Source organism: Kitasatospora sp. NPDC048365, assembly GCF_043200835.1.
GTDB lineage: Bacteria > Actinomycetota > Actinomycetes > Streptomycetales > Streptomycetaceae > Kitasatospora > Kitasatospora terrestris.
In genome coordinates this window covers 1-20621 of record NZ_JBICYJ010000081.1, presented here as the reverse complement: position 1 = coordinate 20621, position 20621 = coordinate 1, and the positions used below count along the sequence as shown (strand labels likewise).

Annotated in this window: 17 protein-coding genes; 13 read left to right on the top strand and 4 right to left on the bottom strand. The window is 75.3% G+C overall.

From position 1 onward, the window contains the following. The 11 genes from ACGFX4_RS40325 to ACGFX4_RS40275 form a co-directional block, all read left to right on the top strand. On the top strand, positions 1-4090 hold a 4090-nt coding region (locus tag ACGFX4_RS40325), incomplete at its 5' end, for an SDR family NAD(P)-dependent oxidoreductase (protein WP_393086015.1). Then, a complete protein-coding gene (locus ACGFX4_RS40320) occupies positions 4075-4839 on the top strand; it encodes an SDR family NAD(P)-dependent oxidoreductase (protein WP_393086013.1) in 765 nt (254 codons plus the stop codon). The genes ACGFX4_RS40325 and ACGFX4_RS40320, both read left to right, overlap by 16 nt. Positions 4840-4879: 40 nt before the next feature. Next, entirely contained in the window at positions 4880-5299 is a 420-nt protein-coding gene (locus ACGFX4_RS40315) for an ester cyclase (protein ID WP_393086011.1), read from the top strand. Positions 5300-5368: 69 nt separating this feature from the next. Beyond that, a complete protein-coding gene (locus ACGFX4_RS40310) occupies positions 5369-5773 on the top strand; it encodes a nuclear transport factor 2 family protein (RefSeq protein WP_393086009.1) in 405 nt (134 codons plus the stop codon). A gap of 110 nt (positions 5774-5883) precedes the next feature. Further along, positions 5884-7542 carry an ABC transporter substrate-binding protein gene (locus ACGFX4_RS40305; protein WP_393086007.1) on the top strand — a complete coding sequence of 553 codons (1659 nt, stop codon included), beginning with the start codon at positions 5884-5886 and terminating at the stop codon, positions 7540-7542. Position 7543: 1 nt separating this feature from the next. Further along, complete coding sequence (locus ACGFX4_RS40300; protein ID WP_393086005.1) at positions 7544-8497, top strand: ABC transporter permease; 954 nt, start codon at positions 7544-7546, stop codon at positions 8495-8497. Between the two features lie 2 nt (positions 8498-8499). Beyond that, positions 8500-9402, top strand: coding sequence for an ABC transporter permease (locus ACGFX4_RS40295; protein WP_393086003.1), 903 nt, complete (start codon positions 8500-8502; stop codon positions 9400-9402). Then, entirely contained in the window at positions 9399-11300 is a 1902-nt protein-coding gene (locus ACGFX4_RS40290; RefSeq protein ID WP_393086001.1) for a dipeptide ABC transporter ATP-binding protein, read from the top strand. Before ACGFX4_RS40295 ends, ACGFX4_RS40290 begins: the two co-directional genes overlap by 4 nt. Continuing rightward, on the top strand, positions 11297-12130 hold the full coding sequence (locus ACGFX4_RS40285; protein WP_393085999.1) for a metallophosphoesterase family protein: 834 nt from the start codon (positions 11297-11299) through the stop codon (positions 12128-12130). The genes ACGFX4_RS40290 and ACGFX4_RS40285 overlap by 4 nt, the downstream gene beginning before the upstream one ends. After that, positions 12127-12780 (top strand): 4'-phosphopantetheinyl transferase, encoded by a 654-nt coding sequence (locus tag ACGFX4_RS40280; protein WP_393085997.1) that lies wholly within the window; start codon positions 12127-12129, stop codon positions 12778-12780. Before ACGFX4_RS40285 ends, ACGFX4_RS40280 begins: the two co-directional genes overlap by 4 nt. Positions 12781-12835: 55 nt before the next feature. After that, positions 12836-13807 carry an oxygenase MpaB family protein gene (locus tag ACGFX4_RS40275; protein WP_393085995.1) on the top strand — a complete coding sequence of 324 codons (972 nt, stop codon included), beginning with the start codon at positions 12836-12838 and terminating at the stop codon, positions 13805-13807. 7 nt (positions 13808-13814) lie between these two features. On the opposite strand, the gene ACGFX4_RS40270 is transcribed toward ACGFX4_RS40275, so the two are convergent. Then, on the bottom strand, positions 13815-14306 hold the full coding sequence (locus ACGFX4_RS40270) for an Lrp/AsnC family transcriptional regulator (RefSeq protein WP_345701162.1): 492 nt from the start codon (positions 14304-14306) through the stop codon (positions 13815-13817). 111 nt (positions 14307-14417) lie between these two features. On the opposite strand from ACGFX4_RS40270, the gene ACGFX4_RS40265 reads away from it, so the two are divergent. Then, positions 14418-16061: a histidine decarboxylase gene (locus ACGFX4_RS40265; protein WP_393085993.1), complete on the top strand. Its 1644-nt coding sequence runs from the start codon at positions 14418-14420 to the stop codon at positions 16059-16061. A gap of 68 nt (positions 16062-16129) precedes the next feature. Here ACGFX4_RS40265 and ACGFX4_RS40260 read toward each other — a convergent pair whose 3' ends face one another. Genes ACGFX4_RS40260 through ACGFX4_RS40250 form a run of 3 tightly spaced genes read right to left on the bottom strand, consistent with a single transcriptional unit; the run spans position 16130 to position 19559 of the window. Continuing rightward, on the bottom strand, positions 16130-18355 hold the full coding sequence (locus ACGFX4_RS40260) for an FtsX-like permease family protein (protein ID WP_393085991.1): 2226 nt from the start codon (positions 18353-18355) through the stop codon (positions 16130-16132). Beyond that, positions 18352-19038: an ABC transporter ATP-binding protein gene (locus ACGFX4_RS40255; RefSeq protein ID WP_393085989.1), complete on the bottom strand. Its 687-nt coding sequence runs from the start codon at positions 19036-19038 to the stop codon at positions 18352-18354. Before ACGFX4_RS40255 ends, ACGFX4_RS40260 begins: the two co-directional genes overlap by 4 nt. After that, positions 19035-19559 carry a PadR family transcriptional regulator gene (locus ACGFX4_RS40250; RefSeq protein WP_393085987.1) on the bottom strand — a complete coding sequence of 175 codons (525 nt, stop codon included), beginning with the start codon at positions 19557-19559 and terminating at the stop codon, positions 19035-19037. The genes ACGFX4_RS40255 and ACGFX4_RS40250 overlap by 4 nt, the downstream gene beginning before the upstream one ends. 197 nt (positions 19560-19756) lie before the next feature. Between ACGFX4_RS40250 and ACGFX4_RS40245 the strand changes: the two genes are divergently transcribed. Beyond that, positions 19757-20530, top strand: coding sequence for a glycosyltransferase family 2 protein (locus ACGFX4_RS40245; protein WP_393085985.1), 774 nt, complete (start codon positions 19757-19759; stop codon positions 20528-20530). Positions 20531-20621: the final 91 nt, after the last annotated feature.

Sequence of the window (20621 nt, the reverse complement as noted above, 5' to 3'; positions counted from 1 at the left end):
TGAGCTGGCGGCGGCGCACGTGGCGGGGGTGTTCTCGCTCCAGGACGCGGCCCGGCTGGTTGCGGCGCGGGCCGGGTTGATGCAGGCGCTGCCGGCGGGCGGGGCGATGGTCGCCGTCCAGGCTGGCGAGGACGAGGTGCTGCCGCTGCTGACCGGCGCGGTGGGCATCGCGGCCGTCAACGGCCCGCGCTCCGTGGTGGTCTCGGGCGAGGAGGCGGCCGTCGAGGCAGTCGCCGCGCACTTCGAGCACGAGGGCCGCAGGACCACCCGGCTGCGGGTCTCGCACGCCTTCCACTCGCCGCTGCTCGACCCGATGCTGGAGGAGTTCCGCGCGGTCGCCGAGAGCATCGCCTACCGGGCGCCCACCGTCCCGGTGGTCTCCAACGTCACCGGCAGGGTCGCGACCGCCGCCGAGCTCACCGACCCCGCGTACTGGGTGCGCCAGGTCCGCGAGCCCGTCCGGTTCGCCGACGGTGTCCGGGAGTTGGCCGCCGAGGGCGTCACCGCCTTCGTCGAGCTCGGCCCCGACGGCACGCTCAGCGGCCTGGTCGCGCAGACGCTGGACGCGCCGGTCACCGCCGCCGCGCTGCGCCGCGACCGGGACGAGGTGCACAGCGCGCTCACCGCGCTCGCCCGGATCCACGTGCACGGCCACCGCGTCGACTGGACCGCTGTCCTGGGCGCCGACGGACCGGCCACCGACCTCGTCCTGCCCACCTACCCGTTCCAGCGCCGCCGCTACTGGCTGGACTCCGCCCCGCGCGCCACCAGCGCCGCCGGCCTCGGCCTCAACGACGCCGACCATCCGCTGCTCGCCGCGGTCACCCGGCTGCCCGACAGCGGCGGGGCGCTGCTCACCGGCAGCCTCTCGCTCGCCACCCACCCGTGGCTCGCCGACCACGCCGTCCAGGGCACCGTGATCGTCCCCGGCACGGCGCTGATCGAGCTGGCGATCCGGGCCGGCGACGAGGTCGGCGCGCCCGTCCTGGACGAACTGGTCGTCGAGGCGCCGCTGGTGCTGCCCGACCGCGGCGCGGTGCACATCCAGGTCGCCGTCGAGGAGCCGGACGGCGGCGCCCGTACCGTCACCGTCCACTCCCGGCCCGCCGGGACCGGCCAGGAGTGGACCCGCAACGCCTCCGGCGTCCTGCTGGAGGGCCAGGCCCTGCCCGGCGAGCCGCTCACGGCCTGGCCCCCGCCCGGCGCGCGCGCCCTGCCGGTCGACGGCGTCTACGAGGAGCTCGCCGCCGCCGGACTCGCGTACGGGCCGGCCTTCCGGGGCCTGCGCGCCGCCTGGCGGGACGGCGACACCTTCTTCGCCGAGGTGGAGCTGCCCGCCGAACAGCGGGAGCAGGCCGGACGGTTCGGGCTGCACCCGGCCCTGCTGGACGCCGCCGTCCACGTCACCGCCCACCACGGGCTCACCGACACCCCGCCCGGCCACAGCCGGCTGCCGTTCGCCTACACCGGCGTGCGGCTGCACGCGGCCGGCGCCGGGGCCCTGCGGGTGCGCCTGCGCTACACCGAGCCGGAGGCCGTCGCGGTCGACGTCGCGGACGGCTCCGGCACGCCGGTCGCCTCCATGGCCGCGCTGCGGGCCCGGCTGGTCGCCGCCGCCCAGCTCGCCCCGGCGGGCGGCCGGGACCGCGACGCGCTGTTCGAGGCCGCCTGGCCGACCGTCGACCTGCCGGACGGGCACGCCGGGGCGTTCGACCAACTGCCGGTCTCCGCCGGGCCGGAGGTCCTCACCGAGGTGCTCGCCTCGGTGCAGGCCTGGCTCGCCGACGAGTCGGCGGCCGCCCCGCAGCTGGTGGTGCTGACCCGCGACGCCGTCGCGGTGGACGGCGGCTCCCCGGACCTCGCGGTCGCGGCGGTCTGGGGCCTGCTGCGCTCCGCGCAGTCCGAGCACCCCGGCCGGATCGTCCTGGTCGACACCGACGGCGACCCCGCCTCGGAGCGCGCCCTCGCCGCCGCCGTCGCCACCGGCGAACCCCAACTCGCCCTCAGGGCAGGCGTGGCGCGGGTGCCGCGCCTGGTCCGGGCGGCCCCGGCGGGGCAGGACGACACCGCGTCGTCGGCCGGCCGGCACCCCGACCCCGACGGCACGGTGCTGATCACCGGCGGCACCGGGGTGCTCGGCGGGCTGCTGGCCCGTCACCTGGTCGCCGAGCGCGGGGTGCGGCACCTGCTGCTGCTCTCCCGCAGCGGCCCGGACGCGCCCGGCGCCGCCGAGCTGACCGCCGACCTGGAGGCGGCCGGCGCGCGGGTGACCGTCGCCGCCGTGGACGCCGCCGACCGGGACGCGCTGCGCGCCGCGATCGACGCCGTCCCGGCCGAGCACCCGCTGACCGCCGTGGTGCACACCGCGGGCGTGGTCGACGACGGCGTGTTCACCGCCCTCACCCCCGAGCGGCTGGCCGCGGTGTGGAACCCGAAGGCCGAGGCGGCCCGCCACCTGCACGAGCTGACCCGGGGCCACGACCTGGCCGCGTTCGTGCTGTACTCCTCCATCGCCGCCGTGCTCGGCGGCCCCGGCCAGGGCAGCTACGCGGCCGCCAACACCTACCTGGACGCGCTCGCCGCGCACCGCCGGGCGATCGGCCTGCCCGCGCTCTCGCTGGCCTGGGGCCCGTGGGCGGAGGCCAGCGCGGTGACGGCGCACCTGAGCGACGCGGACCGGCGGCGCGCCGCCCGCGCGGGCCTGCGGCCGATCACCGCCGAGCGCGGCGCGGAACTGTTCGACGCGGCCGGAGAACGGGGCGAGGCCGCCCTGGTCCTCGCCCCGCTCGACCTGCCGGCGCTGCGCGCCCGGGCCGCCGAACTGCCCGTGCTGCTGCGCTCGCTGGTCCCGGCCGTCCGACGCCCGGCGGCCCGGGCCGGCGAGCCGGGTGCCCCGGGCGCGGCCCTGGCCAGGCTGGCCGGCCTCGGACCGGAGGAGCGCACGGCTGCCCTGCTGGAGCTGGTCCGCACCGAGGTCGCGGCGGTGCTCGGCAGCGAGCCGCAGGCGGTCGCACCGGCCCGCCCGTTCAACGACCTCGGGCTGGACTCGCTGACCGCCGTCGAGCTGCGCAACCGGCTGACCGCGGCCACCGGCCTGCGGCTGGCGCCCACCGTCACCTTCGACCGGCCCGACCCGACCCGGCTCGCCGAGCACCTGGACGAACTGCTCGGCGACACCCCGGCGCAGCCCGCCGCGGCCGGCGCCCCCGACGGGGACGACCCGCGGCACCCGCTGTCCACGCTGTACCGGCGGCTCGCCGCGCAGGGCAGCTTCGGCGAGGCGTCCGCGCTGATCGGGGTGGCCTCCCACCTGCGGACCCGGTTCCCCGCCGAGGACCGGGCGAAGCACGCCCTGAAGCCGCTGCAACTGGCCTCCGGCGACGGCGAGATCGCGGTGGTGGCGTTCCCGGCGCTGAGCGCGATCTCCGGCCCGCACGAGTACGCCCGCCTGGCCCACACCTTCCAGGGCGAGCGGGACGTGTTCGTGCTGCCCTCGCCCGGCTGGACGCCGGAGGACCACCTCCCGGACAGCCTGGACACCTTCCTCACCCTGCACACCGAGGCCGTCCTCGACCTGGTCGGCACCGAACGGCCGCTGGTGATCGTCGGCCGCTCGATGGGCGGCGCCGTCGCGCACGCCGTCACCGAGCGGCTGGAGGCGCTCGGCCGCCCGGTCGCCGGCCTGGTGCTGGTCGACTCGTACCCGATCGAGAGCGCCGTGCGCGAGGGCATGGGGGAGTGGTGGCTGACCGCCATGCTCGGCGGGATGCTCGACCGGATCGACCGCTACGACATGGTGTGGAGCGACGCCAGCCTCACCGCGATGGGCGGCTACAACAACGTGTTCGCCGGCTGGCGGGCCGGCCCGGTGGACGCCCCGGTGCTGGCGCTGCGCGCCGACACCCCGCTGCGCGGCACGGTCGTCGACCCGAGCGGCGCGCACGACTGGCGGGCGTACTGGCCGGTGCCGCACGAGGTGCGAGACATCCCCGGCGACCACTTCACCGTGCTGGAGCAGCACACCCCGACGACGGCGCAGGCCGTCCGCGAATGGATCGAGACGAAGGAGCAGGCATGGGCGACCCGGTAGTCCTGGTGACCGGAGCGGCATCGGGCATCGGCGAGGCGGTGGCCCGGCTGTTCGCCGAACGCGGCCACCGGGTGGTGGCGGTGGACGTCGACAAGGCGGGCCTGGAGGCACTGGGCGAGCTGGACGGCGTGGAGACACTGGCCGGTGACGTGGCCGAGGAGGCCACCAACGCCGAGGCGGTCGAGCTGGCCCTGCGCCGCTTCGGCCGGCTGGACACCGCCGTGCTGAACGCCGGCATCGGCGGCGGCGGCCCGCTGGAGGGGCCCGGCGCGCTGGAGCGCCTGGACCGGCTGTACGCGGTGAACGTGCGCGGCGTGGTGGCCGGCCTGCGCGCCGCCGTGCCGGCGCTGCGGGCGTCCGGCGGCGGATCGGTGGTCGCCACCTCCTCGGTCTCCGGCCTGCGCGGCGACCCCGGCACCTGGGCGTACAACGCCACCAAGGCGGCGGTGATCAACCTGGTGCGGGGCGCGGCGATCGACTACGCCGCCGAGAACATCCGGGTGAACGCCATCGCCCCCGGCGGCACCGCCACCGCGATGACCGCCGCCCAGATCGCCGACCCCGGCTTCTCCGCCTTCATCACCCGCCGGATCCCCGCCCAGCGCTGGGCCGACCCGCGCGAACAGGCCGAGGTGGTCTGGTTCCTGGCCTCGCCCGCCGCCTCCTACGTGACCGGGGTGACCGTCCCGGTCGACGGCGGGCTGAGCGCCAACGGCGGCATCCTGCTGCCCCCGCAGAGCACGTCCTGACCCTTCCGTACAACCGACTCGACGAAGAGAGAGACGAGACATGAGCATCGAGGCGAACAAGGCCCTGGTGGAGCGCTACTACCACGAGCTGGTCAGCGAGCAGCGCGCCGACCTGATCGAGGAGCTGATCGCCGAGGACGCCGCCGACGAGACCCGGGTCGGCCCGGGCGGCAACGGCACCCGCGAGGACTTCCGCGAGCACCTGCGCTGGCTGTGGGAGAACGTCAAGGACGTCAGGGCCACCGTCGAGGACCTGGTCGCCGAGGACGACCGGGTGATCGCCTTCTGGCGGATCGAGGGCGTCCACGTCGGCCCGGTCTTCGGCGTCCCCGCCACCGGCCGGCCGTTCACCGGCTACAGCATCAGCACGCTGACCGTCCGGGACGGCAAGGTCACCCGCTACAACGTGCTGCCCGACCGGCTCGGCATCATCCAGCAGCTCGTCCCCGCCGTCGTCTGACCCACCACCCCTTCCCCAGGACCCGGCCGGTTGCCACCGGCCGGGTCCGACCCGCGCCAGGAGGCAACCGTGTCCACCGAGTTGAGCCCGACCGACGCCGAGCAGCTGCGCCAGCTGCTGGCCCGCTTCTCGCACGCCTTCGACAACGCCGACGACGAGGCGCTCGGCACCGTCTTCGCCGCCGACGGCGTCATCGAACTCGCCCGCACCGGCGCCGTGTTCACCGGCCTGGCCGAGATCCGCGCGTTCGCGAAGGAACTCGGCGCCGAATCGCCCGACCACCAGACCCTGGACTCGGTGCTCACCCCCGACCCCGACGGCACCGTCCACGGCCGCAGCCGCTACCTGGTGCTGCTCGCCGACGGCGCCGTGCACAACGGCGAGTACCACGACCGGTACGTGCGCACCCCCGACGGCTGGCGGATCGCCCACCGCAGGTCCGTGCCGCGCTACCCGCTGGCCCGCAGGCACTGACAGCAGGGGTGCGCTAGGGGTCGGCTAGGGGTGCCCGGGCCGCGGCGGCGCGGCTAGTTTTCCGGCATCAGCCCAGCTCAACCCCCTTCCTTCGCAACGGAGTCACCAGCATGCCCAGAACCGGGCCCCGTCCCCTCCCGCTGCTCGCCGCCCTCTCCGCGGGAACGCTCCTCCTGGCCGCCTGCGGCTCGGGCGGGACGGGCCCGGCGGCGGACAGCGCGTCGGCCACGCCCGTCCAGGGCGGCTCGCTCACCTACGCCACCGACGTCGAGCCGATCTCCTTCGACATCCACGTCAGCCAGCAGGACATCACCGGCGCGATCCAGCGCAACGTCTTCGACTCGCTGGTCCACCAGGACGCCAAGGGCGAGTTCCAGCCCTGGCTGGCCACCAAGTGGGAGATCGGCCCCGACCTGAAGAGCTACACCTTCACGCTGCGCGACGGCGTGAAGTTCACCGACGGCACGCCGTTCGACGCCGAGGCCGTGAAGCTCAACTTCGACCGGATCGTGGCCAAGGAGACCAAGTCCCAGTACGCGGCCAGCCTGCTCGGCCCGTACACCGGCACCCAGGTGATCGACCCGCACACCGTCAAGGTGTCCTTCAGCGAGCCGTTCGCGCCGTTCCTGCAGGCCGCCTCCACCGCCTACCTCGGCTTCTACTCGCCGAAGGCGATCAAGGAGAACGGCGCCAAGCTCGGCGCCGGCGGCCCCGCCGACGTCGGCACCGGCCCGTTCGTCTTCACCGCCTACACCAAGGGCCAGAGCGCCCAGTTCAGCCGCAACCCCGACTACAACTGGGCGCCGGCCGACGCCGCCCACCAGGGCCCGGCCTACCTCGACAAGCTGACCATCCGCTTCCTCACCGAGGACTCGGTCCGCCTCGGCGCCCTCACCAGCGGCCAGGTCCAGGTCGCCGAGCCGATCCCGCCGGCCAGTGTCAAGACCGTCCAGGGCGACCCGAAGATCAAGCTGCTCACCACCGACGCGCCCGGCGCCAACTACGCGCTGGTCCTCAACACCAGCAAGGCGCCGCTGGACGACCCGCAGGTCCGCAAGGCCGTCCAGCGCGGCATCGACCTCGACACCGACGTCAAGAGCGTCTACTTCGGCGTCTACAAGCGCGCCTGGAGCCCCATCTCGCCGACCACCCCGGACTACGACAAGTCCCTCGAGAACTCCTGGCCCTACGACAAGGCCGCCGCCGAGAAGGCGCTCGACGCCGCCGGCTGGACCACCCGCGACGACGCCGGCTACCGCACCAAGAACGGCCAGCGGCTCACCCTCGAATGGCCGCTGCCGCCCGCCGAGTTCGTCCGCGAGCAGCGCGAGACCCTCGGCCAGGCGATCCAGGCCGACCTGAAGAAGATCGGCATCGAGGTCACCCGGCCCCGGCTCGACATCGGCACGTACATCAAGAACGTGTACGGCGGCCAGGAGCACATCGCCGACTACAGCTGGGCCCGCTTCGACCCGGACGTGCTGCGGCTGTACTTCAACAGCGCCAGCCAGCCCGCCAAGGGCGGCCAGAACGCCACCTTCTACAAGGACGCCCAGCTCGACGAGTGGACCAACACCGGCAAGACCACCTTCGACAAGGTCGTCCGCAGGGACCTCTACACCAAGACCCAGCAGCGGGCCATCGAGCTGTCGCTGATCGTCCCGCTGTACGTCCGCACCGCCGTGGTCGGCCAGTCCGCCCAGGTCCACGGCCTGACCGCCGACCCCAACACCTGGCTGAACTTCCACGACGCCTGGCTCGGTCAGTGACGTGAAGACACCCGACCTGACGGTTCCCGCCCTGCTGCGCGGGACGGCACGACGGCTGGCCGGCGCCCTCGCGGTGCTCCTCGGGGCCGCCACGGTCGCGTTCGCCGCGCTCCAGCTGATCCCCGGTGACCCGGTCACCGTGATGTTGGGCCCGGGCACCGCCGCCACCCCCGAGGTGAAGGAGCAGATCCGGGCCCAGTACGGGCTCGACCGGCCGGTCCTGGTGCAGTACCTGCACTACCTGGGCCGGCTGGCCACCGGCGACCTCGGCGAGTCCTACCAACTGCAGCGGCCGGTCGCCGACCTGATCGGCGACCAGCTCCTGCCGACCGTCCAACTCGCCCTCGCCGCCCTGGCCCTCGCCCTGGTGCTGGCCGTGCTCGCCGCCGTCGCCACCGCCGGACGGCGCGGCCCGGCCCGCACCGCCGGCTCGCTCGCCGAACTGCTGGCCGTCTCCAGCCCCTCGTACTGGATCGGCATCCTGCTGCTCACCGCCTTCTCCTTCCAGCTGCGGATCTTCCCGGTCGCCGGCGACCAGGACCTCTCGGCCCTGGTGCTGCCCGCCGTCACCCTCGCGCTGCCGCTCACCGGCGTGCTCGCCCAGGTGCTCCGGGAAGGCCTGGAGACCGCGCTCGGGCAGCCGTTCGCCCTCACCGCCCGCTCCCGGGGGCTGGCCCCCGCCGCCGTCCTGCTGCGGCACGCCCTGCGGCACGCCGCCGCCTCCGCGGTCACCCTGACCGGCTGGCTCACCGGCTCGCTGCTCGGCGGCGCGGTGCTGGTGGAGAGCGTCTTCGGCCGGCCCGGCATCGGCGCGCTCAGCCTCCAGGGCACCACCAACAAGGACATGCCGCTGGTGGTCGGCCTGGTGCTGCTCTCCGCGCTGGTATTCGTCGCCATCTCCACCCTGGTCGACCTGCTGTACCTCGCCATCGACCCCCGACTCAGGAGCCGGTGACCATGGCTGACCCCCGCGCCGCCCTGCGTCCTTTCACTGCCCTGCGCCGCCTCGGCGCCCCGAGTCCACCCACCGTCCTGCGCACCGCCCGACGGCTCGGCGGGCGCCTCGCCCCCGCGCTCGCCGCCGTCCTGCTCGGCCTGCTGGTGCTCGCCGCCCTCGCCCCCGGCCTGATCGCCGGCGCCTCCCCGCTGGAGACCGACCCGGTCGCCGCGCTCACCCCGCCGGGCGGCGCCCACTGGTTCGGCACCGACCAGCTCGGCCGCGACCTGTTCGCCCGGGTCGTCCACGGCACCCGGCCGTCCCTGCTGCTGGGCCTCGGCGCCACCGCGCTCTCGGTCGCGGGCGGCGCCGCCCTGGGCCTGGCCGCCGCACTCGGCGGCCGCGCCGCCGACCAGGTGCTGATGCGCGCCGCCGACGTCCTGCTCGCCCTCCCGCCGATCCTGCTCGCGCTGCTCGCCGTCACCGTGCTCGGCACCGGCTCGGTCAACGTGATGATCGCCATCGCGATCGCCTTCGTCCCCGGCTACGCCCGGATCGTCCGCGCCGAGACCCTGGTGGTGCGGCGCTCCGGCTACGTCGAGGCCGCCGTCGTCCTCGGCGTGCCGCGACCGGTGCTGATCCTGCGGCACGTGCTGCCCAACGCGATCGGGCCGATGCTGGTGCTGGCCACCGTCGGCTTCGGCGCCGCCCTGATCGCCGCCTCGGGCCTGAGCTTCCTCGGCCTCGGCCCGCAGCCGCCGTCCCCCGAGTGGGGCGCCATGCTCTCCCAGGGCCGCAGCTTCCTCGCCACCGCCTGGTGGATCGGCGTCTTCCCCGGCGCCGCGATCACCCTCACCGCGCTCACCGTCAACACCGTCGGGCGCCGCGCCCAGCGCCGCTACACCCGGAGGACCGCCGCATGACGCTGCTCGCCGTCGAGGGGCTGGACGTGCGCTTCGGCGCCGTCCACGCCGTCCGCGACGTCTCCCTCACCGTCGACCGCGGCGAATGCCTCGCCGTGGTCGGCGAGTCCGGCTCGGGGAAGAGCGTCACCGCCCGCACCCTGGTCGGCCTCACCGGCCCCGGCTCCACCGTCACCGCCCGCGGCCTGTGCTTCGACGGCGAGGACCTCACCCGGCTGACCGACCCGCAGTGGCGCGCCGTCCGCGGCCGCCGGATCGGACTCGTCCTCCAGGACGCCCTCACCTCCCTCGACCCGCTGCGCACCGTCGGCGCCGAGGTCGCCGAACCGCTGCGGGTCCACCGGCTCGCCGCACACGCCGAACGCCCCGCCCGGGTCCGCGAACTGCTCACCGGCGCCGGCATCCCCGACCCCGAACGCCGCGCCGCCCAGCACCCGCACCAGCTCTCCGGCGGCCTGCGCCAGCGCGCCCTGATCGCCTCCGCCCTGGCCGGCGAGCCCGACCTGCTGATCGCCGACGAGCCGACCACCGCCCTGGACGTCACCGTCCAGGCCCAGGTGCTCGACCTGCTCGACGGGCTCCGCCGCGAGGGCACCGCGCTGCTGCTGATCAGCCACGACCTGTCCGTGGTCGCCCGGCTCGCCGACCGGGTCGCGGTGATGTTCGGCGGCCGGATCGTCGAGACCGGCCCCACCGAGCGGCTGCTCGCCGAGCCCCGGCACCCGTACACCCGCGCCCTGCTCGCCGCCGTCCCCGGCGGCCGCACCCGCGGCCGGCGGCTCGCCGTCCCGCCCGTCGACGGGCCGGCGCCCGGCCCCGACGGCTGCCCGTACGCGAGCCGCTGCCCCGCCGCCGACGCGGTCTGCCGCGAGGCCCTGCCGCCGTTCGACGGCCACGGGACGCGCTGTTGGCACCCGGTCACCGGCGTCGTCGTACCGGATGAGCCCGCAGCGGCCCGGGGGCCACGGCCGACGCCGACGGCGGGCGCCGCCCCGGAGTCCGCCACGGCTCCGTCGTCGCGCCTGACGGTCGGTGAGACCCCGCCGGGCGGCTCCGGTCCGGCCGCCGGACCGGCCGCCCGCGGAGCCGAGGCCGACGCGGCCGTCCTGCTGCCGACCGGCGACGGGCTCCCGCAGGGCCTCCCCCTGGTCGAGGTCGACGGTGTCTCCAAGGCGTACGGCGGGCGGCCCGTGGTCCGCGAGGTGTCGCTGCGGCTGGCCGCCGGGGAGACGCTCGGCCTGGTCGGCGAGTCCGGCTCCGGCAAGACCACGGTCTCCCGGATCGTCCTCGGCCTGGAGGAGCCCGACAGCGGCGCCGTCCGGCTCGACGGGCAGCCGTGGAGCGGCCTGCCCGAACGCCGGCGCCGCGCCCTGCGCCCGCGGCTCCAGGCCGTCCAGCAGGACCCGCTCTCCTCCTTCGACCCGCGCTGGACCGTCGCCCGGGTGATCGGCGAGGCCCTCGCCCGCACCGGCGTCCCGCGCGGCCGCGCCCGCACCGCGCGCACCACCGAACTCCTCGACCAGGTCGGCCTGTCCGCCGCCCTGCTGGAGCGGCGGCCCACCGAACTCTCCGGCGGCCAGCGCCAGCGCGTCGCCATCGCCCGGGCGCTCGCCCCCGCCCCGCGGATCCTGGTCTGCGACGAGCCGGTCTCCGCGCTCGACGTCTCCGTCCAGGCCCAGATCCTCGACCTGCTCGACGACCTGCGCCGCGACACCGGCCTCGCGATGCTGTTCATCTCCCACGACCTCGGCGTGGTCCAGCACCTCGCCGACCGGGTCGCCGTCATGCAGGACGGCCGGCTGGTCGAGACCGGCGCCGCCGACGAGCTGTTCGCCCGCCCCGCCGCCGACTACACCCGCCGCCTGCTCGCCGCCACCCCGCTGGGAGCGGACGCATGACCGGAGACCTGCTCGCCATCAGCGACCTGCACATCGGCTACGCCGAGAACCGCCGCATCGTCGAGGAGCTGCATCCCGGCGGCGCCGACGACTGGCTGATCGTCGCCGGCGACGTCGCCGAACGCTTCGACGACATCGAGTGGGCCCTGACGACCCTGCGCGGCCGCTTCGCCGAGGTGGTCTGGGCGCCCGGCAACCACGAGCTGTGGACCCTGCCCGACGACCCCGTCCAGCTCCGCGGCGAGGCCCGCTACCGCGCCCTCGTCGAGCTCTGCCGCGGGCTCGGCGTGCACACCCCCGAGGACCCGTACCCCGTCTGGGACGGACCCGGCGGCCCGGTCGCCGTCGCCCCGCTCTTCCTGCTGTACGACTACACCTTCCGCCCGCGCGGCACCGCCACCAAGGCCGAGGCGCTGGCCGCCGCGCACGCCGCCGGCGTGGTCTGCACCGACGAACTGCTGCTCCACCCCGACCCGTACCCCGACCGGGAGAGCTGGTGCCGGGCCCGGCTCGCCGAGACCGACCGCCGTCTCGCCGAGCGCCACCCCGCCCTGCCCACCGTCCTGGTCAACCACTTCCCGCTGCGCCGCGACCCCACCTACGTGCTGCGCCACCCCGAGTTCGCGCTGTGGTGCGGCACCGAGCACACCGCCGACTGGCACCTGCGGCACCGGGCCGCCGCCGTGGTCTACGGCCACCTGCACATCCCGCGCTCCACCGTCGCCGACGGCGTGCCGTTCGAGGAGGTCTCGCTCGGCTACCCGCGCGAGTGGACCCCGCGCGGCGGGCCGGCCGGGCCGCGCCGGATCCTCCCGAGGGGGCGGGCGTGATCGGCCTGATCCTGCCCGGGTCGGTCGCCTGGTCGGAGACCTTCGGCGCCGCCCGGGACACCGCGCTCTTCCCGCAGGAGGAGCGCCTGGCCGCCGAGATGGTGCCCGCCCGGCGCCGCGAGTTCGGCGCGGCCCGGGCCTGCGCCCGGCAGGCGCTCGGCCGGCTCGGCATGCCGCCCGTCCCGATCCTCCCCGGCCCGCGCGGCGAACCCGGCTGGCCGTCCGGCGTGCTCGGCAGCATGACGCACTGCGAGGGCTACCAGGCGGCGGCCGTCGCCCGCTCCGCCGACCTGCCGGTCCTCGGCATCGACGCCGAGCAGCACCGCCCGCTGCCGCGCGGCGTCCTGGCGGCCGTCTCGCTGCCGCAGGAGCGCGGCCGCCTGCACGTGCTGCGCCGCGGCCACCCCGGCATCTACTGGGACCGGGTGCTGTTCTCCACCAAGGAGAGCGTCTTCAAGGCCTGGTACCCGCTGACCCGCCGCCCGCTCGAGTTCGAGGAGGCCGACATCACCCTGACCCCGGACGGTACTTGGCGCGCCCGCCTGCGGCTGCCCGGCGACCCGGACGCGGCCCGCCTCCCGCGCGGCTTCACCGGCCGCTGGCTGGTCGCCGACGGCCTGGTCCTCACCGTCAGCACCGACCTGGCCTGACCCCGGCCCTCCGACCCGCTCCTGCCGGCCGACCGGGAAGAGTACGCTCGGGCCCGTGACCGGGGTGCGGGGAGAGGGGCGGGTGGGCCGGATGGGGGAGCGGCGCCGGAGGGCGGTGGAGCGGCTGAGGCTGCGGCTGCTCGCGGAGATCAACGCGACCGTGCACGGGTCCGACCTGCACCTGGAGCGCTACGACCGGCCGGCCGGCGACCCGGGGCTGTTCGGCCCGGGCAGCGTGGTGTGGCGGGTCCACCAGCACCCGGCCGGGATGCTGGTGGGCGGTTTCGCCGCGCTGCTGCTGCAGTCGCTGCACCCGCTGGCGATGGCCGCGGTCGCCCAGCACTCCGACTACCGCAGCGACCCGACCGGACGGCTGAACCGCACCGCCCGGTTCGTCTCCACCACCACGCTCGGTTCGACCGGTGCCGCCGAGCAGGCGATCGCCGCCGTCCGGCACATCCACACCCGGGTGCGGGGCACCGCGCCGGACGGCCGGCCGTACCGGGCGGACGACCCGGCGCTGCTCACCTGGGTGCACACCGCGGAGGTGGCCTGCTTCCTGATGGGCCACCAGGTGTTCTCGACGACGCCGTTGACCGCCGCCGAGAGCGACCGCTACCTGTCCGAGGTGGCCACCGTCGCCCGGCGGCTCGGCGCGGTCGAGGTGCCGGTCTCGCGGGCCGAGGTGGCGGCGTACCTGGCGCGGGTGCGGCCGGAGTTGGCCGCGATACCGGCGGCGCTGGAGGTGGTGGCGCTGCTGCGCGGCTTCGGGCGGACGCGGCGGGAGCGGGCCGCGGTGCGGGTGCTGACCAACGGCGCGCTCGGCCTGCTGCCCGGCTGGGCGCGGACCGAGCTCGGCGTGCGCCGGCCGTGGCCGGTGCGGCGGCTGGTGGACCGGCCGGTGGCGCGGGCGCTCGGCGCGGTGATGGTGTGGGCGTGCGGGCCGTCGGAGATCCGGGCGGCCGCGTACGCCCGGGCGACCGCCGGGATGTTCGGCGCCGACGTGGTGCTGGTGGACGGGGAGTGACGGCCGGTCAGTCGCCGGGGTTGAGGTAGCGGCGGCCCGCTATCTGCTCGAAGATCAGGTTGGTCCGGGTCTGGGCGACGGCGGGGTGGGTGGTGAGGTGGTCCACCACGAAGTCGCGCAGCGACTCGGGGCCGGAGACGCCGACGTGCAGCAGGTAGTCGTCCGAGCCGGCCATGTGGAAGACCGCGAGGACGCCCGGCAGGTCCGGCGCGGTGGAGCGGAAGCTCTCGTTCTGCTCCCGGGTGTGGGCGCGCAGCCGTACCGAGATCATCGCCTGCAGCGGCAGCCCGATCGCCGCCGGGTCCACCTCGGCCCGGAAGCCGCGGATCACCCCGCGCTCCTGCAGCGCCCGGACGCGGGTCAGGCAGGTCGAGGGGGCGATGCCGACCGCTTCGGCGAGGGCGTTGTTCGGCAGCCGGGCGTTCTCGGCGAGCGCGCGGATGATCGCCCGGTCGACGTCGTCGACGGGCGCGCGGCGGTGCTGCGGATTGTTCGGCACGACCCTCACGATGGCAGGCCGGTCCGACGATCTGCAAGACTGCGCGCCGATTATCCGAACATCATTCGGAAGTACTTCCGTACGGTCGCGGAAAGTTCCATCCTGTCCGCCATGAGCCTGACCGCCGACCTCGCCGCCGCGCCCGCCTGCGACCCAGGACCGGAGCTGGACGGCCGCGACTTCGCGCTGCCCGCCACCGGCCTCGACGACTACGCCCGCCACCGCGCGCTGGACACCGTCGACGAGTACCTCACCCGCAAGCGCCGCCACCTGGTCGGCTACCAGGCCACCCAGGACATGCAGAGCTGCGCGCTCGAACTGGCCCGGTTCATGCCGAACAACATCAACAACCTCGGCGACCCCTTCCAGAGCGGCGGCTACAAGCCGAACACCAAGGTGATCGAGCGCGCCGTCCTCGACTACTACGCGCGGCTGTGGAACGCCAAGGGCCCGCACGACCCCGCCGACCCCGAGTCGTACTGGGGCTACATGCTGTCCATGGGCTCCACCGAGGGCAACATGTACGCGCTGTGGAACGCCCGCGACTACCTCAGCGGCAAGGCGCTGATCACCCCGCCCGCGCCCCCGTACGACGCGCTGCGCTACGTGAACGCCGCCCCCGAGCAGGGCAACCCGCACGCGCACCGCCCGGTCGCCTTCTACTCCGAGGACACCCACTACTCCTTCGCCAAGGCCGTCCGGGTGCTCGCCGTCGAGACCTTCCACGCCGTCGGCCAGGAGCTCTACCCCGGTCAGTGCCCGCTCGCCGGCAGCGGCGGCGTCTGGCCCACCGAGGTGCCCTCCGCCGCCGGTCCCTCCGGCCACTCCTGGGACGGCCCCGGCTCGATCGACCTGGACGCGCTCACCGAGCTGGTCGAGTTCTTCGCCGCCCACGGCCACCCGATCTTCGTCAACCTCAACCTCGGCTCCACCTTCAAGGGCGCCCACGACGACGTCCGCGCCGTCGGCGAGCGGCTGCTGCCCGTCCTGGAGCGGCACGGCCTGGTCGAGCGCGAGGTCCAGTACGGCACCGACCCGCACACCGGCGAACCGCTGGTCGACCGGCGGCGCGGCTTCTGGATCCACGTCGACGGCGCACTCGGCGCGGGCTACGTCCCGTTCGCGCGGCTGGCCGACGCCGACCCCGAGCAGTACGGGTGGCGGCCGGAGGCCCCGCTGCCGGAGTTCGACTTCGGCATCCGCCTGCCCACCCGCGAGCACGGCGAGATCGACCTGGTCTCCTCGATCGCCATGAGCGGCCACAAGTGGCCCGGCGCGCCCTGGCCGTGCGGCATCTACATGACCAAGGTCAAGTACCAGATCTGCCCGCCCTCGCAGCCCGACTACATCGGCGCGCCGGACACCACCTTCGCCGGCTCCCGCAACGGCTTCTCGCCGCTGGTGCTGTGGGACCACCTCTCCCGGCACTCCTACCGCGACCAGGTCCAGCGGATCCGCACCGCGCAGGACCTCGCCGGGTACCTGGAGCTGCGGCTGCACGACCTCGGCGCCGAACTCGGCACCGACCTCTGGGCGGCCCGCACGCCGGGCGCCGTCACCGTGCGCTTCCGCAAGCCCAGCCCCGGGCTGGTGGCGAAGTGGTCGCTGTCCTCGCAGGACGTGCTGATGGTCCCCGGCGACGAGTCCAGCCGCCGCACCTACGTCCACGTCTTCGTGATGCCCTCGGTCGACCGTGCCAAGCTCGACGCCCTCCTCGCCGACCTCGCCGAGGACTACCGCCGCACCGCGGGCTGACGGCTCCGCCTCCGCGCGCCGGGGGGCGCGCGGAGGCGGCGAGGGCGGCGGGCCGTCAGCCGTTGCCGTCAGCCGTTGCGGGCCGCCTCCGGGCCGGTGATCCGCCGCAGCAGCGGCAGGGTGGAGGCGATGATGCCGAGCGCCGCGGCCAGCCCGGCGCCGACCAGCGCCCAGTAGCCCGCGCCGGGCGACATCAGGTCGTAGTGCATCTGCGAGCTCAGGAACAGCTCCGAGGCGGCGAAGGCGGTGCCGATCGCGACCACCGCGACCACCAGCAGCGGCATCGCGCTCTCCAGCGCGACCACGACCCGCAGCAGCCGCAGCGGCGCGCCGGTGAGCCGCAGGATGGCGAACGGCCGCCTGCGGTCCGACAGCCCCGCGACCACGCTCACCGCCAGGCTGCAGCCGGCGATCGGCAGCGTGGTCAGCAGCACCACGTCGGCCAACTGCCGCCAGCCGGCCAGCTCCTGCTGCATCACGGTGCCGAAGTCGCCGACGGTCCGGGCCGCCTGGTGCGGGTAGGCGGTGGTGAGCAGCGTCCGCACCCGTTCCATCGCCGCCGTCGAGCCGTCGGTCGCGACGTAGAGCGTCTGCACCGGCAGCTTCGCCACCGCGTCCGCGGTGATGCCGGCGGCCGGCCACTCCCGGCCCGGGTCGGAGCGCAGGCTGAAGAAGCCGAACGGGTCGACGGCCGCGACCTCCGCCCCGGCCGGGCAGTGCCCCACCATCGGGGTCCTGGCCAGGTCGGCGCAGGCGACCAGCACCGGCGGGTCCGGCCACGGGTCGGCGGGGTTCTTCCCGATGCCGTCCGGGTTGGCGTGCACCACGGCCACGCCCCGCACGCCCGGCGCCGCCGCGAGCCCGCCGAGCAGCGCCGGCTCCACGCCCGCGCCGATCGGACGCTCCCGGGAGTCGCTGACCTCCACCACCGTCCGGGTCAGCGGATCGCCGTCGAGCTCGCCGCGGTTGTGGTTCACGGTGCCGATGATGGAGACCGTCGCCGTGGTCACGAACAGCGCCAGCACCAGGCCGCTGACCGCGCGGAACCCGGCCTTCGGGTCGTCGGCCAGCCGCCGCACCGCGATCAGCGTGGCCGGGCGGCGGGTCCGCCGGGCCACCGCGCGGGCGGTCACCATGGTGAGCCACGGCCCGGCGACCACCAGGCCCAGCATCACCGTCAGGAAACCCGGGAGGTACGCCGCCGCCTGTCCGTTGCCGGTCTCCGGGCGGCGGTCCAGGAAGTACGCCAGCTCGGCCAGGCCCGCGAGCAGCGGGACCAGCCGCCACGCCCCCGGCGGCTTCGGCGTGACCCGGCGGGCCACCCCGAGCGGCGAGACGGTGACCCGGCGCAGCGCGAGGCGGGCCGCGACCGCCGCCGCCACCGGCACGCCGACCAGGACGCCCAGCACCTGCGCGGCGCTCGGTGCCAGGTCGGAGAGGAAGAACCGCTGACCGGTGAGCGCGACGCCGGCGACCAGCGGGCGCAGCGCCGCGAACACGGCGAACCCGACCACCGTCCCGGCCGCCGCGGCCAGCGTGGACTCCACGGCCGAGACCAGCGACACCTGCCGCGGGGTCGCGCCGACCAGGCGCATGGCGGCGTAGCGCTGCTCACGGGTGGCGGCGGAGAGCCGGGTCGCGGTGCCGATGAAGATCAGCACCGGGAAGATCAGCGCGGCGGCGACCACGGAGAGGATCAGCGTCATCGCGTCCCCGCGCACCGTCCGGCTGAAGCAGGCCTCGTCGCAGTGGGCCGGCCTGGCCGTGGCGATCGAGGTGACGGTCCGGGCCAGGGGGGCGCCCTCGACCTCGGCGGGCGTCCGGCCGACCACCGCGATCAGCGCGTCGGGGGAGGGCAGGGCGGCGTCGCCGATCGTCCCGGCGAGCCGGCCCGGGAAGCGGTCGCCCAGCCGGTCGGCCGGGGTGGAGCGGATCAGCTCGGCCAGGGCCGGCGAGGCGTAGTACTCGCCGGGCGCCGGCAGCCGGGTGAGACCGGGCGGCACGGGCGAGGACGGGCCGGTGGCGGCGACGTCCACCGCGGTGATCTCCCGCCCGGCGTAGTAGTCGCCGTGCGGCCGCCACCACAGCGGGTCGCCCGTGGCCGGATCGGCGCGGTCCGCGGCGCCGGTGTCGAGCCACACCTGCCGCCGGTTCGCACCCTCCACGGCGTTCATCGCGGAGAACGTGGACACCAGCAGCCCCACCCCGACGGCCACCGCGGCGGCGATCATCACCAGCCGGCCGACCGCCTGCCGGCCGCCGCTCACCGCCAGGCGCAGCGCGAAGGCGATCACGAGGCGATCCGTCCGTTCGACAGGGAGCTCGCCCGGCCGTCCCGGACCACGGCCTCGCGGTCCGCGTACGCGGCGACCCGCGGCTCGTGCGTGACCAGCACCACCGTGGTGCCCTCCGCGCGGGCCGAGGCCACCATCAGGTCCATCACCTGCTCGCCCGTCAGCGAGTCCAGCGCGCCGGTCGGCTCGTCCGCGAACAGCACTCGCGGGCGGGCCACCAGGCCCCGGGCCAGCGCCACCCGCTGCGCCTGACCGCCCGAGAGCTCGCCGGAGCGCCGCCCCTCCAGCCCGTCGAGACCCAGCCGGCCGAACCACGGCCGGGCCTGCGCCAGCGCGGCCCGGCGGCGGGTGCCGGAGAGCAGCAGCGGCAGGGCGACGTTCTCCTCCGCGGTCAACTCGGGGACGAGCTGGCCGAACTGGAAGACGAAGCCGAAGGCGTCCCGGCGCAGCGCCGAACGCTCGGTCTCCGCCATGGCGTCGATCCGCCGGCCGTCGAAGAGCACCTCGCCCGCGTCCGGGGTGAGGATGCCGGCCAGGCAGTGCAGCAGGGTGGACTTGCCCGAACCGCTCGGCCCCATGATCGCCAGCACCTCGCCGGCCTCCACCGACAGGTCCGCCCCGCGCAGGGCCGGGGTCTCGCCGAACGAGAGCGCCAGGCCGCGGGCCTCCAGCAGCGCGCTCACGGGCGCACCTCCTCGGCGAGGGCGTCCAGCCGGGCCGTCGTCAGGTCGATCCACCGCAGGTCCGCCTCCAGGTGGAACAGGCCGTGGTCGGCGAGCAGCGCGTCCACCAGCGGGCCGGTGCGGCGCAGCTCGGTCAGCTCGCGCATCCGCCGCATGTGCGCGGCGCGCTGGGTGTCCAGGTACCGCTCCGCGTCCCGGCCCAGCATCAGCGCGAGCACCACCTTGGTGAACAGCAGCGTCTGCAGGTTGGGCTCCGGTGCCACCGGCTCGGTCAGCCACGTCTCGAACTCCGTCGCCCCCGCGTCGGTGATGACGTACCGCTTCCGCTCCGGCCCGTCCCCGGGCTCCGCCTCGCCCGCCACCACCTTCCCGTCCCGCGCCAACCGCCCGAGCGTGGCGTACACCTGCCCGTACGGGAGCGGTTTGCCCCGCCCGAAGAAGGCGTCGTAGTCGCGCTTCAGGTCGTAGCCGTGGCTCGGCTCCCGCTCCAGCAGCCCCAACAGGGTCAAAGGAACACTCATGAGAGGACCATACATCACGGATATACTCCGAGTGTATAGCTGCAGTGAGTACGGCGTCGGCCCGCACCGGCGAGGTCGGCGGTGACCGGTGGGGGCGCCCACTTGGTACGGTGCAGGTCCACGCCGTACAGCCCCACCCGGCGCTGACCGGCGACAACGACCTGCCTGACGACTCCGACCCAGCTAAGGACCCCGCCGTGCCCCTGGTCTCCGTGGTGATGCCGGTACACAACTCGGCCGCCACCCTCGGCGCATCGGTGCGCTCCGTCCTCGCGCAGACCCACGCCGACGTGGAACTGCTCGTCACCGACGACGCGTCCAGCGACGGCTCCATGGACCTGCTGCAGGACCTGGCCCGCCAGGACGAGCGCGTCCGCCCGCAGGCCGCGCCCCAGCAGGGCGGCGCGGCCAAGGCCCGCAACCTCGCCCTGGCGCGGGCGCGGGGAGAGTACGTGGCCTTCCTGGACAGCGACGACATGTGGCTTCCGGAGAAGACCGAACGGCAGCTCGCGTTCGCCGCCGCCAGCGACGCGCCGCTGACCTTCACCTCCTACTACAAGGTCGACGGCGACTACGTCGGCGAGGCCCGCGACTTCACGCCGAACGGGCGGGTGGTCACGGCACGGGAGCGCGTGACCTACCGGGACATGCTGGTCCAGGACCACATCGGCGCCCTGACCGCGATGTACGACCGGTCCGCGCTCGGCACCCGGCTGATGCCGGACATGCCCAAGCGCCAGGACTACGCCCTGTGGCTGAGCATCATGCGGGACGGCCACCCCGCCCGAGGCCTGCGGGAACCCCTGGCGGTCTACCGGGCCGGCCGGGCCGGGTCGCTGTCCTCGAACAAGCTGTCGCTGGTCGAGCACAACTGGGCGCTCTACCGCCGGCACGAGCGGCTGTCGCTGGTCCGCTCGACGCTGGCCCTGGCCGGAGCGACCGTGCACTCGGTCCGCAAGGCCCGCATCTAGTGCCGCATCAGCCAACGTTCGCCCTCTTGTGACGAGTCGCCCGGATGCTGCGGACAGCGGCTCGGGGCGGTCAGAATGGTCGCGTGGCCGA